17 protein-coding genes are annotated in these 15,904 nt (G+C 69.3%); 14 read left to right on the top strand and 3 right to left on the bottom strand.

Annotation, left to right across the window (positions count from 1 at the left end; translation table 11 throughout):
• Positions 1–80: 80 nt before the first annotated feature.
• Genes KBW95_RS03135 through KBW95_RS03105 form a run of 7 tightly spaced genes read left to right on the top strand, consistent with a single transcriptional unit; the run spans position 81 to position 6,365 of the window.
• On the top strand, positions 81–701 hold the full coding sequence (locus KBW95_RS03135; RefSeq protein WP_211523163.1) for a thermostable hemolysin: 621 nt from the start codon (positions 81–83) through the stop codon (positions 699–701).
• Positions 685–2,172, top strand: a complete 1,488-nt coding sequence (locus KBW95_RS03130; RefSeq protein ID WP_211527461.1) for an AMP-binding protein — start codon at positions 685–687, stop codon at positions 2,170–2,172. Before KBW95_RS03135 ends, KBW95_RS03130 begins: the two co-directional genes overlap by 17 nt.
• Positions 2,169–2,843 carry an iron-containing redox enzyme family protein gene (locus KBW95_RS03125; RefSeq protein ID WP_211523161.1) on the top strand — a complete coding sequence of 225 codons (675 nt, stop codon included), beginning with the start codon at positions 2,169–2,171 and terminating at the stop codon, positions 2,841–2,843. The genes KBW95_RS03130 and KBW95_RS03125 overlap by 4 nt, the downstream gene beginning before the upstream one ends.
• Complete coding sequence (locus KBW95_RS03120) at positions 2,840–3,625, top strand: SDR family oxidoreductase (RefSeq protein ID WP_211527460.1); 786 nt, start codon at positions 2,840–2,842, stop codon at positions 3,623–3,625. The genes KBW95_RS03125 and KBW95_RS03120 overlap by 4 nt, the downstream gene beginning before the upstream one ends.
• A gap of 32 nt (positions 3,626–3,657) precedes the next feature.
• Positions 3,658–4,299, top strand: a complete 642-nt coding sequence (locus KBW95_RS03115) for a hypothetical protein (protein ID WP_211527459.1) — start codon at positions 3,658–3,660, stop codon at positions 4,297–4,299.
• A gap of 18 nt (positions 4,300–4,317) precedes the next feature.
• Positions 4,318–4,983: a response regulator gene (locus KBW95_RS03110; RefSeq protein WP_211527458.1), complete on the top strand. Its 666-nt coding sequence runs from the start codon at positions 4,318–4,320 to the stop codon at positions 4,981–4,983.
• Complete coding sequence (locus tag KBW95_RS03105) at positions 4,980–6,365, top strand: ATP-binding protein (protein WP_211527457.1); 1,386 nt, start codon at positions 4,980–4,982, stop codon at positions 6,363–6,365. Before KBW95_RS03110 ends, KBW95_RS03105 begins: the two co-directional genes overlap by 4 nt.
• On the opposite strand, the gene KBW95_RS03100 is transcribed toward KBW95_RS03105, so the two are convergent.
• A complete protein-coding gene (locus KBW95_RS03100; protein ID WP_211527456.1) occupies positions 6,358–6,690 on the bottom strand; it encodes a TIGR01244 family sulfur transferase in 333 nt (110 codons plus the stop codon). The two genes, KBW95_RS03105 and KBW95_RS03100, sit on opposite strands and share 8 nt — an antisense overlap.
• A 91-nt stretch (positions 6,691–6,781) precedes the next feature.
• On the opposite strand from KBW95_RS03100, the gene KBW95_RS03095 reads away from it, so the two are divergent.
• The 5 genes from KBW95_RS03095 to KBW95_RS03075 are packed head-to-tail and all read left to right on the top strand — an operon-like array spanning position 6,782 to position 9,531.
• Positions 6,782–7,114, top strand: coding sequence for a metalloregulator ArsR/SmtB family transcription factor (locus tag KBW95_RS03095; protein WP_211523155.1), 333 nt, complete (start codon positions 6,782–6,784; stop codon positions 7,112–7,114).
• Positions 7,111–7,542, top strand: a complete 432-nt coding sequence (locus KBW95_RS03090) for a YeeE/YedE family protein (protein ID WP_211523154.1) — start codon at positions 7,111–7,113, stop codon at positions 7,540–7,542. The genes KBW95_RS03095 and KBW95_RS03090 overlap by 4 nt, the downstream gene beginning before the upstream one ends.
• A gap of 16 nt (positions 7,543–7,558) precedes the next feature.
• Positions 7,559–7,996 (top strand): DUF6691 family protein, encoded by a 438-nt coding sequence (locus tag KBW95_RS03085; protein ID WP_211523153.1) that lies wholly within the window; start codon positions 7,559–7,561, stop codon positions 7,994–7,996.
• 10 nt (positions 7,997–8,006) lie between these two features.
• Positions 8,007–8,798 carry a sulfite exporter TauE/SafE family protein gene (locus KBW95_RS03080; RefSeq protein WP_211523152.1) on the top strand — a complete coding sequence of 264 codons (792 nt, stop codon included), beginning with the start codon at positions 8,007–8,009 and terminating at the stop codon, positions 8,796–8,798.
• Positions 8,799–8,829: 31 nt separating this feature from the next.
• Entirely contained in the window at positions 8,830–9,531 is a 702-nt protein-coding gene (locus KBW95_RS03075) for an MBL fold metallo-hydrolase (protein WP_307727632.1), read from the top strand.
• A 5-nt stretch (positions 9,532–9,536) separates the two neighbouring features.
• On the opposite strand, the gene KBW95_RS03070 is transcribed toward KBW95_RS03075, so the two are convergent.
• Complete coding sequence (locus KBW95_RS03070) at positions 9,537–11,819, bottom strand: heavy metal translocating P-type ATPase (protein WP_229429511.1); 2,283 nt, start codon at positions 11,817–11,819, stop codon at positions 9,537–9,539.
• A gap of 171 nt (positions 11,820–11,990) precedes the next feature.
• Here KBW95_RS03070 and KBW95_RS03065 point away from each other — a divergent pair, with 171 nt between their 5' ends.
• On the top strand, positions 11,991–12,749 hold the full coding sequence (locus tag KBW95_RS03065) for a cytochrome b/b6 domain-containing protein (RefSeq protein ID WP_211527455.1): 759 nt from the start codon (positions 11,991–11,993) through the stop codon (positions 12,747–12,749).
• A 28-nt stretch (positions 12,750–12,777) separates the two neighbouring features.
• Positions 12,778–13,338 (top strand): hemerythrin domain-containing protein, encoded by a 561-nt coding sequence (locus KBW95_RS03060; RefSeq protein ID WP_211527454.1) that lies wholly within the window; start codon positions 12,778–12,780, stop codon positions 13,336–13,338.
• A 26-nt stretch (positions 13,339–13,364) separates the two neighbouring features.
• Here KBW95_RS03060 and KBW95_RS03055 read toward each other — a convergent pair whose 3' ends face one another.
• A complete protein-coding gene (locus KBW95_RS03055; protein WP_211527453.1) occupies positions 13,365–15,890 on the bottom strand; it encodes a cation-translocating P-type ATPase in 2,526 nt (841 codons plus the stop codon).
• Positions 15,891–15,904: the final 14 nt, after the last annotated feature.

The raw sequence follows: 15,904 nt of genomic DNA, 5'->3' as shown, positions 1-15,904 counted from the left end.
GCTTGCCCGGCCGTTTAATCTGCAATTAATGTTCGCTGCATAGGCTTCTTCCAATGCAACAAAGAAATGGAAGAAGCCCTATGCCTCCCGCCCTCGCCGAGCCGGTCTTTCCGCGTGCGCAAGCGCCGCACGCCGCGCGCCCTCCCCGCTACCAGATCGAAACCGTCAGCCGCGGCGACAGCCGCCGCGCAGGCCTGGAAGCTTTTATCGCCCAGACCTTCCTCGCGAGTTACGGCTCGCGCGTACACCATTTCAGCACCACCCTGATCGGCTGCGCCGACGAGGATGGCAACTGGATCGCGGCGCTTGGCTACACCCCCGCCGCCGCGGGCCCGGTCTTCCTCGAGCAATACCTGGACGCGCCGCTGGAATGCGAGATCGCCGCCCGGACCGGACAGCCGGTCGACCGCGCCGGCGTGGTCGAAGTGGGCAACCTGGCCGCCATCCACGCGGGCGCGGCGCGCGCGCTGATCGTGCATACCACCCACTTGCTGCACGGGCTGGGCCTGCGCTGGGTCGCGTTCACGGCCACGCCCAGCCTCCTGAATTCCTTCCGGCGCCTGCGCCTGCAGCCGCAGTTGCTGGCGCAGGCCGACCCGGCGCGCCTGCCCGACGGCGGGCGCGACTGGGGAAGCTACTACGACACCCATCCTCAAGTAATGTTCGGCGACATCCGTTATGGCCATGACAAGCTTTCCTGACACTTTCCCGCCGGGCCGCGCCCTGCTGAGCGACGGCGTCCGTACGCTCGACCGCGCCGCGCTGGCGCAGCGCATCGCCACCCTGCTGAAGGCATTGGCGGCGCGCACGGCGCCGCGCGCCCCGGTGGCGATCCTGGCCGACAACAGCCCGGAATGGCTGGCGATCGACCTGGCCACCCAGCGGGCCGGTCTGACCCTGGTGCCGCTGCCGCTGTTCTTCACCCCGGCCCAGTGGCAGCATGCGATCACCGCCAGCGGCGCGCAAGCCCTGTTCTGCGCCGATCCCGCCCAGGGAGCCGCGCTCGGCTTTACCGGGACCGTCGCCCTGGACGGCCCGCTGGCGCTGTGCCAGCGTCCGGGCCCGGCCGCCCCTGCTCCGGCCCCGGGACTGGACGGCGTGCAGAAGATCACCTTCACCTCCGGCACCACCTCGGCGCCCAAGGGGGTCTGCCTCAGCACTTCCCAGCAATGGGAAGTGGCCCAGGCGCTGCATGCCGCCGGGCTGGGCAGGCTGGACGTCGAGCGCCACCTGTGCCTGCTGCCGTTCGCAGTGCTGCTAGAGAACATCGCCGGCCCCTATACGGCTTTGCTGAGCGGCGCCACCACGATCTGCCCGCCGCTGGCGGAGGTCGGGCTGTCGGGCGCCAGCGGTTTCGATCCGCAGCGCTGCCTGGACGCGATCGCCCGCCACCAGGCGAACAGCGTGATCCTGTTGCCGCAGATGCTGGCCGCGCTGCTAGCCGCCAGCGCCCCTGGCGACCCGCGCCTCGCCAGCCTGCGCTTCGCCGCCGTGGGCGGCGCCAGGACGCCGGCGCGGATCCTGGCCACGGCCCGCGCGCGCGGGCTTCCCGTATACGAAGGCTATGGCCTGTCCGAATGCAGCTCGGTGGTCGCTCTGAACCTGCCGGGCGCGGCGCGCGACGGCAGCGTCGGCCGCCCGCTGGCGAACCGCAGCCTGCGCATCGCGCCGGACGGCGAAATCGAGGTGCGCGGAGCCCCCGCTCGCTACCTCGGGCAGCTGGACGGCGCGGCCGGCGCCGGCGAGTGGTTCGCGACGGGCGACCTCGGCCACCTCGACCCGGACGGCTACCTGTATATCGACGGGCGCAAGAAGGACATCCTGATCACCGGCTACGGCCGCAACGTGTCGCCCGAATGGCCGGAGTCGGCGCTGCTCGGCACCGGCAGCATCGCCCAGGCGCTGGTGGTGGGCGACGGCCAGCCCTGGCTGGCCGCCCTGCTGGTGCCGGCGGCCCCCGGCCTCACCGCGCAGCAGCTGCAGGAAGCGGTCGACCTGGCCAACCGCGAGCTGCCGGACTACGCGCAGATACGGCGCTGGGCGCCGGCGGCGCCGTTCACCCCGGCGAATGGCCTGGCCACCGCCAACGGCCGTCCGCGCCGCGCGCCGATCCAGCAGCAGTATGCGGACCGCATCGCATCCCTTTTCGACCAGACGGAGCACGCATCGTGAATTTTTTCGACAAGCTCAAGGCAGAGACCGAGCAGGAACGGCAGCAGCTGTTCTCCATCCCGATCATCCAGGACGCGCTGCAAGGCAGCGTGACGACCGGCCAGTACATCGCCTTCCTGACCCAGGCCTACCACCATGTCAGGCACACGGTGCCCCTCATGATGGCCTGCGGCAGCCGCCTGGACGAGCGGCACGAGTGGCTGCGCCAGGCGATCGCGGAATACATCGAGGAAGAGATCGGGCACCAGGAGTGGATCCTGAACGACATCGCCGCCTGCGGCGGCGACGCCGCGGCGGCGCGCGCCTCGCGCCCGCACGCCAGCACGGAACTGATGGTCGCCTACGCCTACCACCAGGTCGATCGTGGCAATCCGGTGGCCTTCTTCGGCATGGTGCATGTGCTGGAAGGCACCAGCACCGCGCTTGCCACCCACGCCGCCGACACCATCCGCGGCGCCCTGGCGCTGCCGCCGGAGGCGTTCAGCTATCTCAGCTCGCACGGCAGCCTCGATCTTGAACACGTGGCCTTCTTCGAGAAGCTGGTGAACCGTCTCGACGACCCGCGCGACCAGGATGCGGTGGTACATATGGCGCGCATGATGTACGGCCTGTACGGCGGCGTGTTCCGCAGCCTGCCGCGCGGCGCGGCCCTGTTCGCGGAGGCGCCGTGAGCGGCGCGCGCTACCGCGCCGTGATCACGGGCGCCGGCGGCGGCATCGGCGCGGCGATCGCACGCGCCATGGCGCCCACCGCCGACGCCATGGTGCTGGTCGGGCGCCGGCGCGAACCGCTGGACGCCCTCGCCGCCGGACTTGCTGTGCCGGTGCGGATCGTCTGCGGCGACCTGGGCGAGGAATCGACCCTGGCCGCCGTCGAAGCCGCCGGGCGCGCCGCAGGCGGCATCAACCTGCTGGTCAACAACGCCGGCATCAGCGACTTCCACGCCTTCGAGACCCAGTCTCCGGCACGGATCCGCGCCATGCTCGAGACCAACCTGCTCGCGCCGATGCTGCTGACGCGCCAGCTCTTGCCCCTGCTGAAGGAGGCGTCCGCGGCCCAGATCGTCAACGTCGGCTCGGTCTTCGGCCAGCTGGGCTATCCGGGCTTTGCCGCCTATGGCGCCAGCAAGGCCGGCATGCTGACGTTTTCCCAGGCGCTGCGGCGCGAGCTGCTCGATACCACGATCACGGTGCGCCATTTCGCGCCGCGCGCCACCCGCACCGCCATCAACAGCGGCGCGGTGGACGCCATGAACCGCGAGCTCGGCACCGCCGAGGATACGCCCGAGGCGGTAGCGGCCGCGTTCATGGCCTTCCTCGGCGGCAGCGCCTTCCAGCGTACGCTGGGCCGCAAGGAGAGCTTCTTCGTGCTCGTCAACAAGCTGCTGCCCGGCCTGCCGGACGGCGGGATCCGCAAGCAGCTGGCGGTCATCCGCAAGCATTTGCCCGGCTGAAAAGCCTCGCCCATCACCAGGAGTAAAACGCCATGAACCTATTCGCCCGATTCGCCATTGCCCTGCTGTCCGCCGTCGCGCTGTCGGCCGCGGCCACGCCGCCGGAGGAAGTTTCCCGCCTGCAGGGCGCCTGGGAGCAGATCAAATACCAGACACCGGCCAACCAGCAGGAAAAGCAGTTCGAGCAATTGACCGGGCAGGCGCGCCAGGCCGCCCTCCAGAATCCCGCGAGCGCCGAGGTATTGATCTGGTATGCGATCATCGAGTCGACCTATGCAGGCGCCAAGGGCGGACTGGGGGCCCTGTCGCACGTGAAGAACGCCAAGAAGACGCTGGAGCAGGCGCTGGCGATCGACCCGCAGGCCCTGAACGGCTCGGCCTATACCAGCCTGGGCTCGTTGCATTATCAGGTGCCGGGCTGGCCGATCGGCTTCGGCGACGACAAAAAGGCGCTCGAGAACCTCAGGCGCGGGCTGGCGATCAATCCGGACGGCATCGACCCGAATTATTTCTATGGCGACTACCTGTTCCGCAAGGGCGACTACGAGGGCGCCGAACGCGCCCTGCGCAAGGCGCTGCAGGCGCCGGCGCGTCCTGGCCGCAAGCTGGCCGACGAAGGACGGCGCGGCGAGATCGCGCAGCTGCTCGAACAGATCGCTGCGAAGCGCCGGTAATTCAAGCAGGGGGAGAATGTGAGGCTGTTTCTGGTCGAAGATGATGAACTGCTGAGCAGCGGCCTGCAGGTCGCCCTGCGCCAGGCCCAATATACGGTCGAACACGTCGGCACCAGCGAGGCCGCTCTGTCGGCGCTGGCGCACAACGATTTCGACATGATGGTGCTCGACCTCGGCCTCCCCGGGATCGACGGCATCGCGGTGCTCAAGGCACTGCGCGCCGCCGGCAATCCGATCCCGGTGCTGATCCTGTCGGCGCGCGACGCCACCCGCGACCGTATCGCCGGCCTCGACCTGGGCGCCGACGATTACCTGATCAAGCCCTTCGAGCTGGACGAGCTGCTGGCGCGGCTGCGGGTGCTGGCGCGCCGCCGCAACGGGCACCAGGTGAACCAGCTGACCCTGGGCGCGCTGGCCATGGACATGGGCAGCCTGAGCGTGCGCTGGCGGGGCGAGCCGGTCGAGCTGCAGCGCCTGGAATTCATGCTGCTCAAGCAGATGGCCGAGCACCCCCAGCGCGTGTTCAACCGCGCCCAGCTCGAGGAATCCCTGTATGGCTGGGGTGAAGGCAGCGAGAGCAATACCATCGACGTGTACGTGCACCACCTGCGCCGCAAGCTGGGGCCGGAGGCGATCAAGACCGTACGCGGAGTCGGCTACCGCATCGGCGACCTGGCCGCATGAGCGGGCGCCCGTATTCAGGCCGGCGCCGCCTGGTGCTCGGCACTCTGGCCTGCATCCTGCTGATCTTCGCCGGCATCGGCGTCGGCGCCCACAAGGTGGCGCGCCACGAATCGGTCGAGCTGTTCAGCGCGCGCCTGGCCACCTCGGCCCGGGTGCTGGAGGCGCTGGTGGCGCAGCAGCTGGCGTCGGCCACGGTCGGCCGGCCGATCGTGATCTCCTTGCCGCAGGAGCTGGAAACCAGCACCAGCGACTTGCCCGAGTTCTTCGGCCACCGCTACGAGACCAAGATCGCCTTCCAGGTCTGGCGCGATGGGGCGCTACTGGTGAAGTCGGCCGCCGCGCCGGAAGCGCCGCTGGCGCCGCTGCGGCCGGGATTTTCCGAGCATGACATCGGCGGCGTGCTGTGGGAGGTGTTCGTCCTGCGCTCGGGCGACGTCTGGATCATGGCCGCCGAGAAGGAGGAAGTGCGCGAAGAACTTTCGGAAGGCATCGGCATGTCGATCCTGGCGCCGCTGGCGCTGGGCGCCCTGTGCCTCCTGGCGGTGCTGAACTGGCTGATCCTGCGCAGCACCCGCCCGCTGTCGGAACTGGCTACCCTGATCGCGGCGCGCAAGCCCGAATCGCTCGATCCGGTCGAACTGCACGCCGCGCCCCTGGAGCTGATGCCGATCGTGACCGAGCTGAACAAGCTGATGGACCGAACCCGCGCCTCGATGGAACGCGAGCAGCGTTTCCTGAACGCGGCCGCCCACGAGATCCGCACGCCGATCGCGGCCGTGCAGCTGCACCTGGAAAATGCGCTGCGCGCGGGAGACGAAGGCCAGCGCACCGGATCGCTGGAGTCCGCGCTGGCGGCGGCGCGCCGGACCAGCCGGCTGACGGAACAGCTGCTCACCCTGAGCCGGATCAGTTCCGGCGGCGACGCCGCGCCGCTGGAGCGCCTGTCGCTGATGGCAGTCTGCTGCGACGTGATCGGCACCCTCGAACCGCTTCTCGACCAGCGCGGCCAGAGCATCGGCCTGGAAGCCTTGCAGGACTGCCACGTGCTGGGCGAACCGGCCCAGCTGCGGCGCATGCTGCAGAACCTGATCGACAACGCGTCGGTGCACGGCGCCGCCGGCGGCGACATCCAGGTCACCCTGGCGCGGCGCGGGCAAGCCGCCGTCCTGACGGTATCGAACGACGGCGTGCCGATCCCGGAGGCCGAGATCGCCAAACTGTTCACGCCATATTATCGCGTGCAGGGCGCTCCCGCAGGCGGTTTCGGCCTCGGGCTGGCGATCGTGAAGGAAATCGTCGACCAGCACGGCGGCCAGGTCCGCATCAGGCGCAAGCCGGACGGCCAGGGCACGGTCGCGGAAATCAGCTTGCGGATCACCTGAGCCGCGTGCCCTCCCACAGCGCCTCGGCCCGCATGCCGGTACGGCAGAAGCCGAGGACCGGCTTGGGCGCGCTTGCATAGCAGGCGGCAAAGGCGTCGAGGTCGGCCTGCGTGATCCTGCCCGGCGTGACAGGCAGGTGCAGCGCCCGCATGCCGTGTTTCATCGTTTCCGCCTCGATCTCGGCGAAGGAGGGCTGGCCGGGGCCTTCGCCGTCCGGCCGGTTGCAGACCAGGGTGGCGAAGCCCTGCTCCTTCAGCCGCCCGACGTCCGCGGGCGTGATTTGCAGCGCCACTGCGTAGTGCGTGCCGAGATAACGGATCGTCATGTTGCTCTCCTGTGCGTCGATAAATTACATTATATTGAAAAATAGATTGTTTGTCGATATAATGTAATTCAATAGATTGACGGAGAACCTTATGCGCGACACACAACAACTCGACTTGCAGCAGATGCGCGCCGCCGCCGCCCAGGCCTGCGCCCTCCTCAAGGTCCTGGGCAATCCGGACCGGCTGATGCTGCTGTGCCAGCTGAGCCAGGGCGAACACGCCGTCGGCGAGCTGGAGTCCCTGCTGGGGATCGGCCAGCCGACCTTGTCGCAGCAGCTCACCGTGCTGCGCAAAGAACAGCTGGTCGGCACGCGGCGCGAAGGAAAGCAGATCTTCTACCGAATCGACAGCAATGAAGCGCTGGCGCTCATGCAGGTGCTGTACCAGCAGTTCTGCCTGCCATCCCAAGGAGTCACACCATGAACATCGACTGGATCCACTTCACCCCCTGGAGCTCGCTCGCCGGCGGGCTCATCATCGGCGCGGCGGCCGCCGCCTTCATCCTGCTCAACGGCAGGATCGCCGGCATCAGCGGCATCCTGGGCGGGCTGCTCCGTCCCGCGCGCGGCGACATCGGCTGGCGCCTGGCCTTCCTGCTCGGCCTGGTAAGTGCGCCGCTCGCCTACGCGCTGCTGGCGGCGCCGCCCGCCGTCACCGTGGAGGCCGATGGGCCGACCCTGGTCGCCGCCGGCCTGCTGGTCGGCGTGGGCACCCGCTATGGCGCCGGCTGCACCAGCGGGCATGGCGTGTGCGGCATCTCGCGCCTGTCGCCGCGCTCGCTGGTGGCTACCGCCGCCTTCATGCTGGCCGGCTTCGCCACCGTATTCCTCACGCGCCACCTGTTCACCTGAGACTGGAGACACCGCCATGCACATCCTTAGCGCACTCATCGTCGGACTGGTGTTCGGCATCGGCCTGATCGTCTCGGGCATGACCGACCCGTCCAAGGTGCTCGGTTTCCTCGACCTGGCCGGGAACTGGGACCCCTCGCTCGCCTTCGTGATGGGCGGGGCGATCCTGGTCGGGCTGCTTGCCTTCCGCGTGGCCGGCAGGCGCGAACGCTCGCTGCTGGGCGAGGCCATGCGCCTGCCGAGCGCGACCCGGATCGACCGCCGCCTCGTGCTGGGCTCGCTCGCCTTCGGGGCCGGCTGGGGCCTGGCGGGCTACTGCCCCGGCCCGGCGCTGGCCTCGCTGGCGAGCGGCAGCGCCAAGCCGCTCGTGTTCACGGCCGCGATGGTCGCCGGCATGGGGGTGTTCGAACTGCTCGAACGGCTGGGCGCCGCCCGCGCCGCCGCCAAGGCCTGAGGCGGACGCCATGATCCCTGCCCTGCTCGGCCTCGCGGTCGGCCTGGTCCTGGCGCTGACCGGCGCAGGCGGCGGCATCCTCGCCGTGCCCCTGCTGGTGTTCGGCACCGGCATCGGGGTCGCCCAGGCCGGTCCGATCGGCCTGCTGGCGGTCGGGATGGCGGCCACGCTGGGCGCCATCCTCGGGCTGCGCGCCGGGCAGGTGCGCTACCGCGCCGCCCTTCTGGTCGCGGCAGCCGGCATGCTGCTGGCGCCGGCCGGGCTGTGGGCGGCGCGCCTGGCCGACGCCCGCTGGCTGGGCCTGCTGTTCGCCCTCACCTTGCTGTATGTGGCGGCCAGGACCTGGCGCCAGGCCGCCCTACCCGTCCCGGGCCAGTCCGCGGCTGCGCCGGTATGCCTGCGCGGCGAACAGACCGGCCGCTTCGTCTGGACCCGCCCCTGTGCGCGGGCGCTGGGCCTGTCCGGCGCGCTTGCCGGTTTCTTGTCCGGCCTGCTCGGAGTGGGCGGCGGCTTCGTCATGGTGCCCGCCCTGCAGCGCTATACCGACCTGCCCATCAAATCGGCGGTCGCGACCTCGCTGGCCGTGATCGCCATCATTTCCGCCGCCGGGGTCGCGGCGTCGGCGGCCCAGGGCGGCATCGATTGGCCGATGGCGGTCCCGTTTGCCGGCGGCGCCCTGGCCGGCATGCTGGGCGGCCGGTCGCTCGCCGCCAGGGTGGCGGGACCAGCCTTGCAAAAGGCCTTCGCCGCGGTCTCGGCCCTGGTAGCCGCCGGCATGATCGCAAAGGCCCTGCTCGCCTGAAATGCAGCCTCCCTTCCTTTTGGAGAACGATATGAACCTGAATCCCATCCAGCTGTTCGACACCGAATCCTCGACCTTCACCTACATCCTGGCCGCACCCGGCGAGACGGAGGCCGTCATCATCGATCCCGTGGAGCGCCACTGGGAGCGCGACCTGCGGCACCTCGAGCGCCTCGGCCTGAAGCTGCGCTACGTGCTCGAGACGCACGCCCATGCCGACCACGTGACCTCGGCAGGCCGGCTGCGCGAACTGACCGGCGCCGCCGCCGCCGTGCCGGCGGGCTGCGGCATCGCACCCGCCGAGCTGCAACTCAAGGACGGCGACGTGCTCCGCTTCGGCGCCGGCGAGGAGATCGCCGTCCTCCATACCCCGGGCCACACCGCCGGCAGCATGAGCTATGTCTGGCGCGGCAACGTCTTCACCGGCGACACCCTCCTGATCGACGGCTGCGGGCGCACCGACTTCCAGAGCGGCAGCGCCGACGCGCTGTACGACAGCGTCAACGCCAAGCTGTTTACATTGCCGGACGACACGCGCATGTGGCCGGGCCACGACTACAAAGGCCAGGCGGTATCGACAATCGGCTGGGAAAAGCGCCATAACGCGCGCCTGGCCGGCCGCAGCCGCGCGGATTTCGTCAAGCTCATGGGCGAACTGAACCTGCCGAAGCCGAAGCTGATCGACGTGGCCGTGCCCGCCAACCAGAACCTGGGCCTGCCGCACGGGGCCTGATTCGCCTAGGATGTCAAGGCATGGTAGAGCTCTTCCTCCTGGGCGAAATGCAATCTCAGGATGGAGTCGAGTGCATACAGGGTCCGGCGCAACTCGCGCCTGGACTCGCCGGCTTCGCCGTCCTGCGGCGTGGCGCTGGCGAGCCGCTCGATGACACGGCTCAGGTGAAAGATCGCCCGATGCGTACTGCTCATGGATGCCATCGGGTCCTCGCCGCCCAGCATCCGCGCCAGCTGCGGGTACAGCGCGGCGTCATCGTTCGACTCATGGGGAAGTATGCGGTCGCGAAGCGCTGCATTCACCTGCGAGATTTCGCTTCGCAGCACCTCGGCCGGCATGCCGTCCACCCGGTCGGCCAGCCAGCCCACGTGATCGATGACCGGCATCAGGCGCTGATGTTCCTCCTTCAAGCGGCTGGCTTCGCGGGGCGGCATCTGTCGTCCGGCGTCTCCCGTGTCCAGGCGCAGGACGCGCAGCGCGTTCAGGATGACGGCGACGTCGATCAATTCCTGCAGGAGTGCGCCGGCGACCGGGGGCAGATAGCCGAAAGCCGCAACGATCATGGCGATGATCGACATGCCCATGCCTCCAATGACACTCTGCAGCGCAATGCTGCGGGTCCGCTGGGCGATACGGATCGCAAACACCAGGCGGTCGAGACGGTCGACCAGCAGCACCACCTGCGCCGACTCGGCCGCAGCGGCGGCGCCGCGCGCGCCCATGGCGACGCCGATGTCGGCGGCGGCCAGCGCCGGGGCATCGTTGATGCCATCGCCGACCATCATCGTCACCCCGTCGATCCGCGCCGCGGAGATGGCGGCAAGCTTCGATGCCGGCGTCTGCTCAGGCAAGATGGTATCGATCCCCAGTGACGCCGCGATCGTCGCGGCGACGTCGCTACGGTCGCCGGTCAGCATTGCGATCCGGGTGACGCCCGAGGCCCGCAAGAGGCGCAATGCCCGGGGTGAATCGAGCCGGATCTCATCGGCCATCAGCAAGACGCCGCTCAAGCGCCCGCCGATGGCGACGCAGACCACGGCAGCGCCCTCATACCTGGCGCGTTCGAGGACGCTGGCGGCCCAGCCCGGTTTCTCCGCATCCCCCGAGACGTAGCGATAGGTGCCGACGCGCACCAGCGCTCCGTCCACGAACCCGGAAAGTCCCGCGCCGGCCTCCTCGCTCACCTCTTCGGGGAGCGACAGGACCGCTCCCCGTTCGAGCGCCGCGCCGACCACCGCTTGGGCAATCGCATGGCCGGACATCTGTTCCAGGGATGCCGCCAGCCTGAACACGTGCTCCGGCTGCAGCAGCGGATCGGCCGCGATAGCGGCCAGCCGGGCCTTGCCGCCGGTAAGCGTCCCCGTCTTGTCAAAGAAGATAGTGTTCACCTGCGCCAGCTTTTCCAGCGCACCGCCGTGCTTGATCAGGATGCCCCGTTGGGCGCAGCGCGACATCGCGCTGACGATCGCGACGGGCACGGCAAGGATCAGGGGGCACGGCGTGGCGACCACGACCACGGCCAGGGCCCGGTTCGGGTCCCCCGTCGCGAGCCATGCGATCGCGGCGATCCCGAGTGCCAGGGGAACAAACAACAGCGCATACCGGTCCGCCAGGCGTGCCGCAGGCGCCCTGGATTCCTGGGCCGCGCGCACGAGACGGATGATGCCGGCAAAGCTGCTGTCCTCCGCCGTGGTCGTGGCAAGCAAGTCAAAGGCATTGCCGGCATTGACGACACCGCTGCCTACCGTGTTTCCAGGCCCGTATGTCACCGGCAGGGCCTCGCCTGTGAGGCTCGATTCATCGACCGTGGCGCCAGTGAGCAGCCTACCGTCCACCGGCACGGTCTCGCCCGGCCTTACCAGGAGCCTGTCGCCCGGCTGTACCGCGGCAAGCGCCACTTGCACCACCGAGCCATGTTCATAACGGTTGGCCAGCTTCGGCGCCCGGCTCAGCAGTGCGGACATCTCGTCCTGCGCCCGCTTTTCCGCGTAGTCCTCCAGCGCGCGCCCGCTCGCAAACATCAAGGCGATGACCGCCGCGGTCAGGGCCTCCTGGAGCGCCACGGCGCCGACGATCGATACCAGCGCGATGAGGTCGAGACCGAATTTCTTCTGCCACAAGGCCAAGGCGGTATTGTGCAGCACCGCAACGAGCACAACAGTGGCGCCGCCCAGCCAGACCCAGGTCGCGGGGCGCGCCATGCCGAGCAGGTACAAGGCTCCCCCGGTGGCCAGGGCAAGCGCGCAGATTGCCACCTGGAGCACATTCAACCGCCGATTCATATGCATGATGACGCCCCCGCCCCGAACGTAGCTCTCGACTAAAACCAAGTATTTTGACCTGCATCAAACGTACTCATGCCCGGCGTGGCATCTAATGCCAATGAGGGCTCCAGGGATGGACAGCGCCCGGGTGCACGCCGCGCCATCCTGGGACCCACCCCTTTCAAGGAGACCGGCATGGGTACGCACCGGCTGTTTCATACCGAAGCGATCGACAAGGTAGCAGCGACCCGCAAGATCCTCGTCTGGGATGCCCCGGTGCGCGTGTTTCACTGGCTCATGGTCTTGTGCTTTGCCGGCGCCTACCTGACCGCCGAGCTGGACGAGTGGCGCCTGTTGCACGTCACGCTAGGCTACACCATGGCTGGGCTGGTTGTCTTCCGCATCGCCTGGGGCGTGATCGGAACGCACCATGCGCGGTTCACCGATTTCGTCCGCGGTCCCGGCAGCATCCTGCGCTACTTCCGCGGCTTGCTTCGTGGCCGGCCCGAACATTACGTCGGCCATAATCCTGCCGGCGCGATGACAATTCTCGCCTTTCTGCTCCTGACCGTCATTATTGCCGGCTCCGGTTGGGCCACCGACAGGGGGCTGGCCGGCGACACGATGGAAGAACTCCACGAGGTCCTTGCCAACCTCATGCTGGCGATCGTCGGTGTTCACGTGGCCGGGGTCCTTGCCGGCAGCGCGGTTCACCGTGAAAACCTGGTCGCGGCAATGATCAGCGGACGCAAGTCCGGTGCACCACAAGACGGGATACACAGCGCACGGCGCGGCGTGGCCGTGGTCCTGCTGATCTGCGTCCTGGGTTTCTGGTGGCTTCAATGGCAGGACGCGCCGGCCAGAGGCGCATCTGCCGACGGGCCTGTTCCGGCGGCAAGACCCGATGTCCGCGAGGGCGCCGACGAGACGGAGCCCCACCGGGCCCGGTCTTGAGAACCGCAGCGAAGGCGAAGGAGGCTCCATGCTGACGAGAACGATTTTGCGCATCACGGCAGTTTGTGCGCTCTCGAGCACGGCGATGGGCGGCTATTGCATGGCCGGGATGCAGGGCCCCGAACAGCCACAGGAAGCACCAGGGCGCGGCCGGGTCCCGCCGTCGATAGCTACGGAACACGACAAACTCCACGACGCACTGGCCAGGCTGACCCGGGCGCAGGGGCGGACCGCGATCGAAGCGCGGAATGTGCAGCAGCTGCTTCAACCTCACTTCGCCAAGGAGGAACAGTTCGCACTTCCGCCCCTCGCGGCGCTGGCGGAGCTGGCGTCGGGAGGCAGGCCCGCGAACGCCGCCGAGATCATCTGGATGTCAGCTTTTCTGCAGGGCGATATGCCTGCCATGCTGGCGGAACACCGGGCGATTGCGCAGGCCCTGGACCGGCTGCGCGCGGCCGGCCGAAAAGAAGGAAAGAAGGAAGCTGTGGCGTTCGCCGCACACTTGAAGGCGCATGCGCGGCAGGAGGAGGAAATCCTCTATCCGACTGCAATCCTTGTCGGCCGGTATCTGAAGCTCCAACAACAATAGCCGCCCTGTTGTCGCTGACAAGCCCTTTACCGCCTGCGCGCGAGGCGGAGCTTGCGCAGCTCGAGACCCGCCAGCGCGAGCATTGCGGTCAGCCCGGCGACGCCCAGCATGGCCGGTGCCGGCGGCGCCAGCAGCAGCATGGACGCCGCCGGAGGCGTGAATACGGCAAGTGCCAGCAACAGCAGCGCCACCCCGGCAATCGTCCAGAACACCGGATTGGCTGTGCGCAGCGTCCCTCGGACGCCGCCTTGCTGGCGGTTCGACAACAGCAGGGCAAGGCTGCACAGGATCAGCCCCGCGAAGGCGACCGCGCGTGCTTCGGCTTCCGGCAGCTGCGACAGCGCCCAGGCGTACAGGAGGGTCAACAAAGCCAGTACCCACGTGCCCTGCGCCACTGCGCCGAGAATCGCTTCACGCCCGAACAGCGCATCGTCGAGCGCCCGCGGCGGCCGCCGCATCATGTCGGGTTCCGCTGGTTCGTTCTCGAAGGCCAGCGAGCAGGCGGGATCGATCACCAGTTCGAGGAACACGATGTGCAAGGGATAGAGGAGGACGGGCCAGCCCAGCAGGACCGGCAGCAAGGCCATGCCCGCGATCGGCACATGCATCGCCATCACGTAGCACATCGACTTGCGCATGTTGCCGAATATCCGGCGCCCCGAGGCGATCGCCTCGACCAGCGAGGCGAACCGGTCGTCGAGCAGGGTCAGCTCGGCCGCCTCGCGCGCGACGTCGGTGCCGCGCCGCCCCATCGCGACGCCGACGTTGGCCGCGCGCAGCGCCGGCGCGTCGTTGACGCCGTCTCCCGTCATCGCCACCACGGCGCCATTGCGCTGCAGCGCCTGCACGATGCGCAGCTTCTGCTGCGGCGCGATGCGTGCGCAGACGTCGACGCCATCGAGCCGGCGCGCCAGCGCCTCGCCGTCGAGGCTTTCGATCTGCGCGCCGGTCAGCACCTCGCCGCCGCCGAGGCCGGCCTGGCGCGCGATCGCACTGGCAGTCTGCGGGTGGTCGCCCGTGATCATGACGATGCGCAGCCCCGCTTCGCGGCAGGCCGCGACCGCGTCCGGTATATCCTGGCGCAGGGGGTCGGCCAGCGCCGCCAGGCCGAGAAGCTCGAAGCCGAAGCCGGCGGGATCGTCCGGCCATGGCCCGCCCCCGGCTGGCGCGCGGGCGACGGCCAGAACCCGCAGTCCCGCGCCCGCCATCCGCGCCGCCGCGCCGAGGACAGCGTTCCTGCGGGCCTCGTCCGTGCGGCACATCGCGGCGATCGCCTCCGGCGCTCCCTTGGCGGCCGCCAGTCCGGTACCGTCGCCCCGGTCCCAGATGTGGACCAGCGCCGGCCGCTGCGGGGTCAGGCCGTACTCGTGCACCAGGGACCAGCCGCGCGGCGTCGCGCCGCCGTCCGGGAGCGCGTTGGCAGCCAGGCGCCAGAACGCCGCCTCCATTGGATCGCTGCCGAGCTCCCGGCTGGCGCGCAGCGCGTACGCCAGCAGTTCCCGGTGCAGCGCCGGCATCGGAACGCCGGCGACCGGCTCATGGGGGACTCCGTCGCGCCACAGCGCCGCCACCGCCATCCGGTTCTCGGTCAGCGTGCCCGTCTTGTCCACGCACAGGACCGAGGTCGAGCCGAGGATCTCGATAGCGGCCAGGCGCCGCGTCAGGACCTGCTGCCGGGCCAGCCGCCAGGCACCGATGGCCGGAAACACCGTGAGGATGACAGGAAATTCCTCCGGAAGCATCGACATCGAGAGCGCAATCCCTGCCAACAGGGCTTGCAGCCAGTCGCCGCCGCGCGCGACCAGCAGCAGCACCAGCGAGAGGCTGACGACCGCGCCCAGCAGCGCAAAACGGCGGGCCAACAGCGTGGTCTCGCGCTGCAGGCGCCCGCGCGGCGGTTCGATATGGCCGAGGGCTGCGCCAATGCGCCCGATCTCGCTGCGGATACCGGTGGCGCTGATCCGCGCCAGGCCATGGCCTTGCACCACCAGGGTGCCCGAATAGACCCAGGGCAGATCGGCGCCACCCGGGGCGGCCGGGGCACTCCCCTGCGGCGCCGCCAGCTTGCCGACCGGGACCGACTCCCCGGTGAGCAGGGATTCGTCGACCAGCAATCCGGCCGCGGACAGCAGCAGGCCGTCGGCAGGAACCCTGTCCCCCTCGCCCAGCTCGACCACGTCGCCTTCGACCAGGGCAGTGGCCGGCACGCGCTGCACCCGCCCATCGCGCCACACCAGGGCGTTCGGCGAACTCAAGTCGCGCAGTGCCTGCAACGCGCGTTCGGTACGTCCTTCCTGGAACAAGGTCATGCATAGCATCAGGCACACCATGCCCAGCAGGAAGGCGCCTTCGCGCGGCTCGCCGAGCAGCAGGTAGAGTACGGCCGCACCCGCAAGCAGCAGGTACATGGGCTCGCGCGCCGCGTCAGCAGCGATGCGCCGCCACCGCCGTCGCCCCGCATCCGGCAGCCGGTTGGGCCCGTCTCGCGCCAGGCGCCGCGCCGCATCTTCGCTGCTCAGCCCCTCGGGTGCCGCGGCGGCGTCAGCCTCCATGGATGCCCAGCCAC

The sequence above is a fragment of the Massilia sp. ZL223 genome (assembly GCF_018119395.1).
Classification (GTDB): Bacteria; Pseudomonadota; Gammaproteobacteria; order Burkholderiales; family Burkholderiaceae_D; genus Telluria.
Note: the sequence above shows the minus strand (reverse complement) of the source record. Positions and strands in the feature narration are given on the sequence as shown.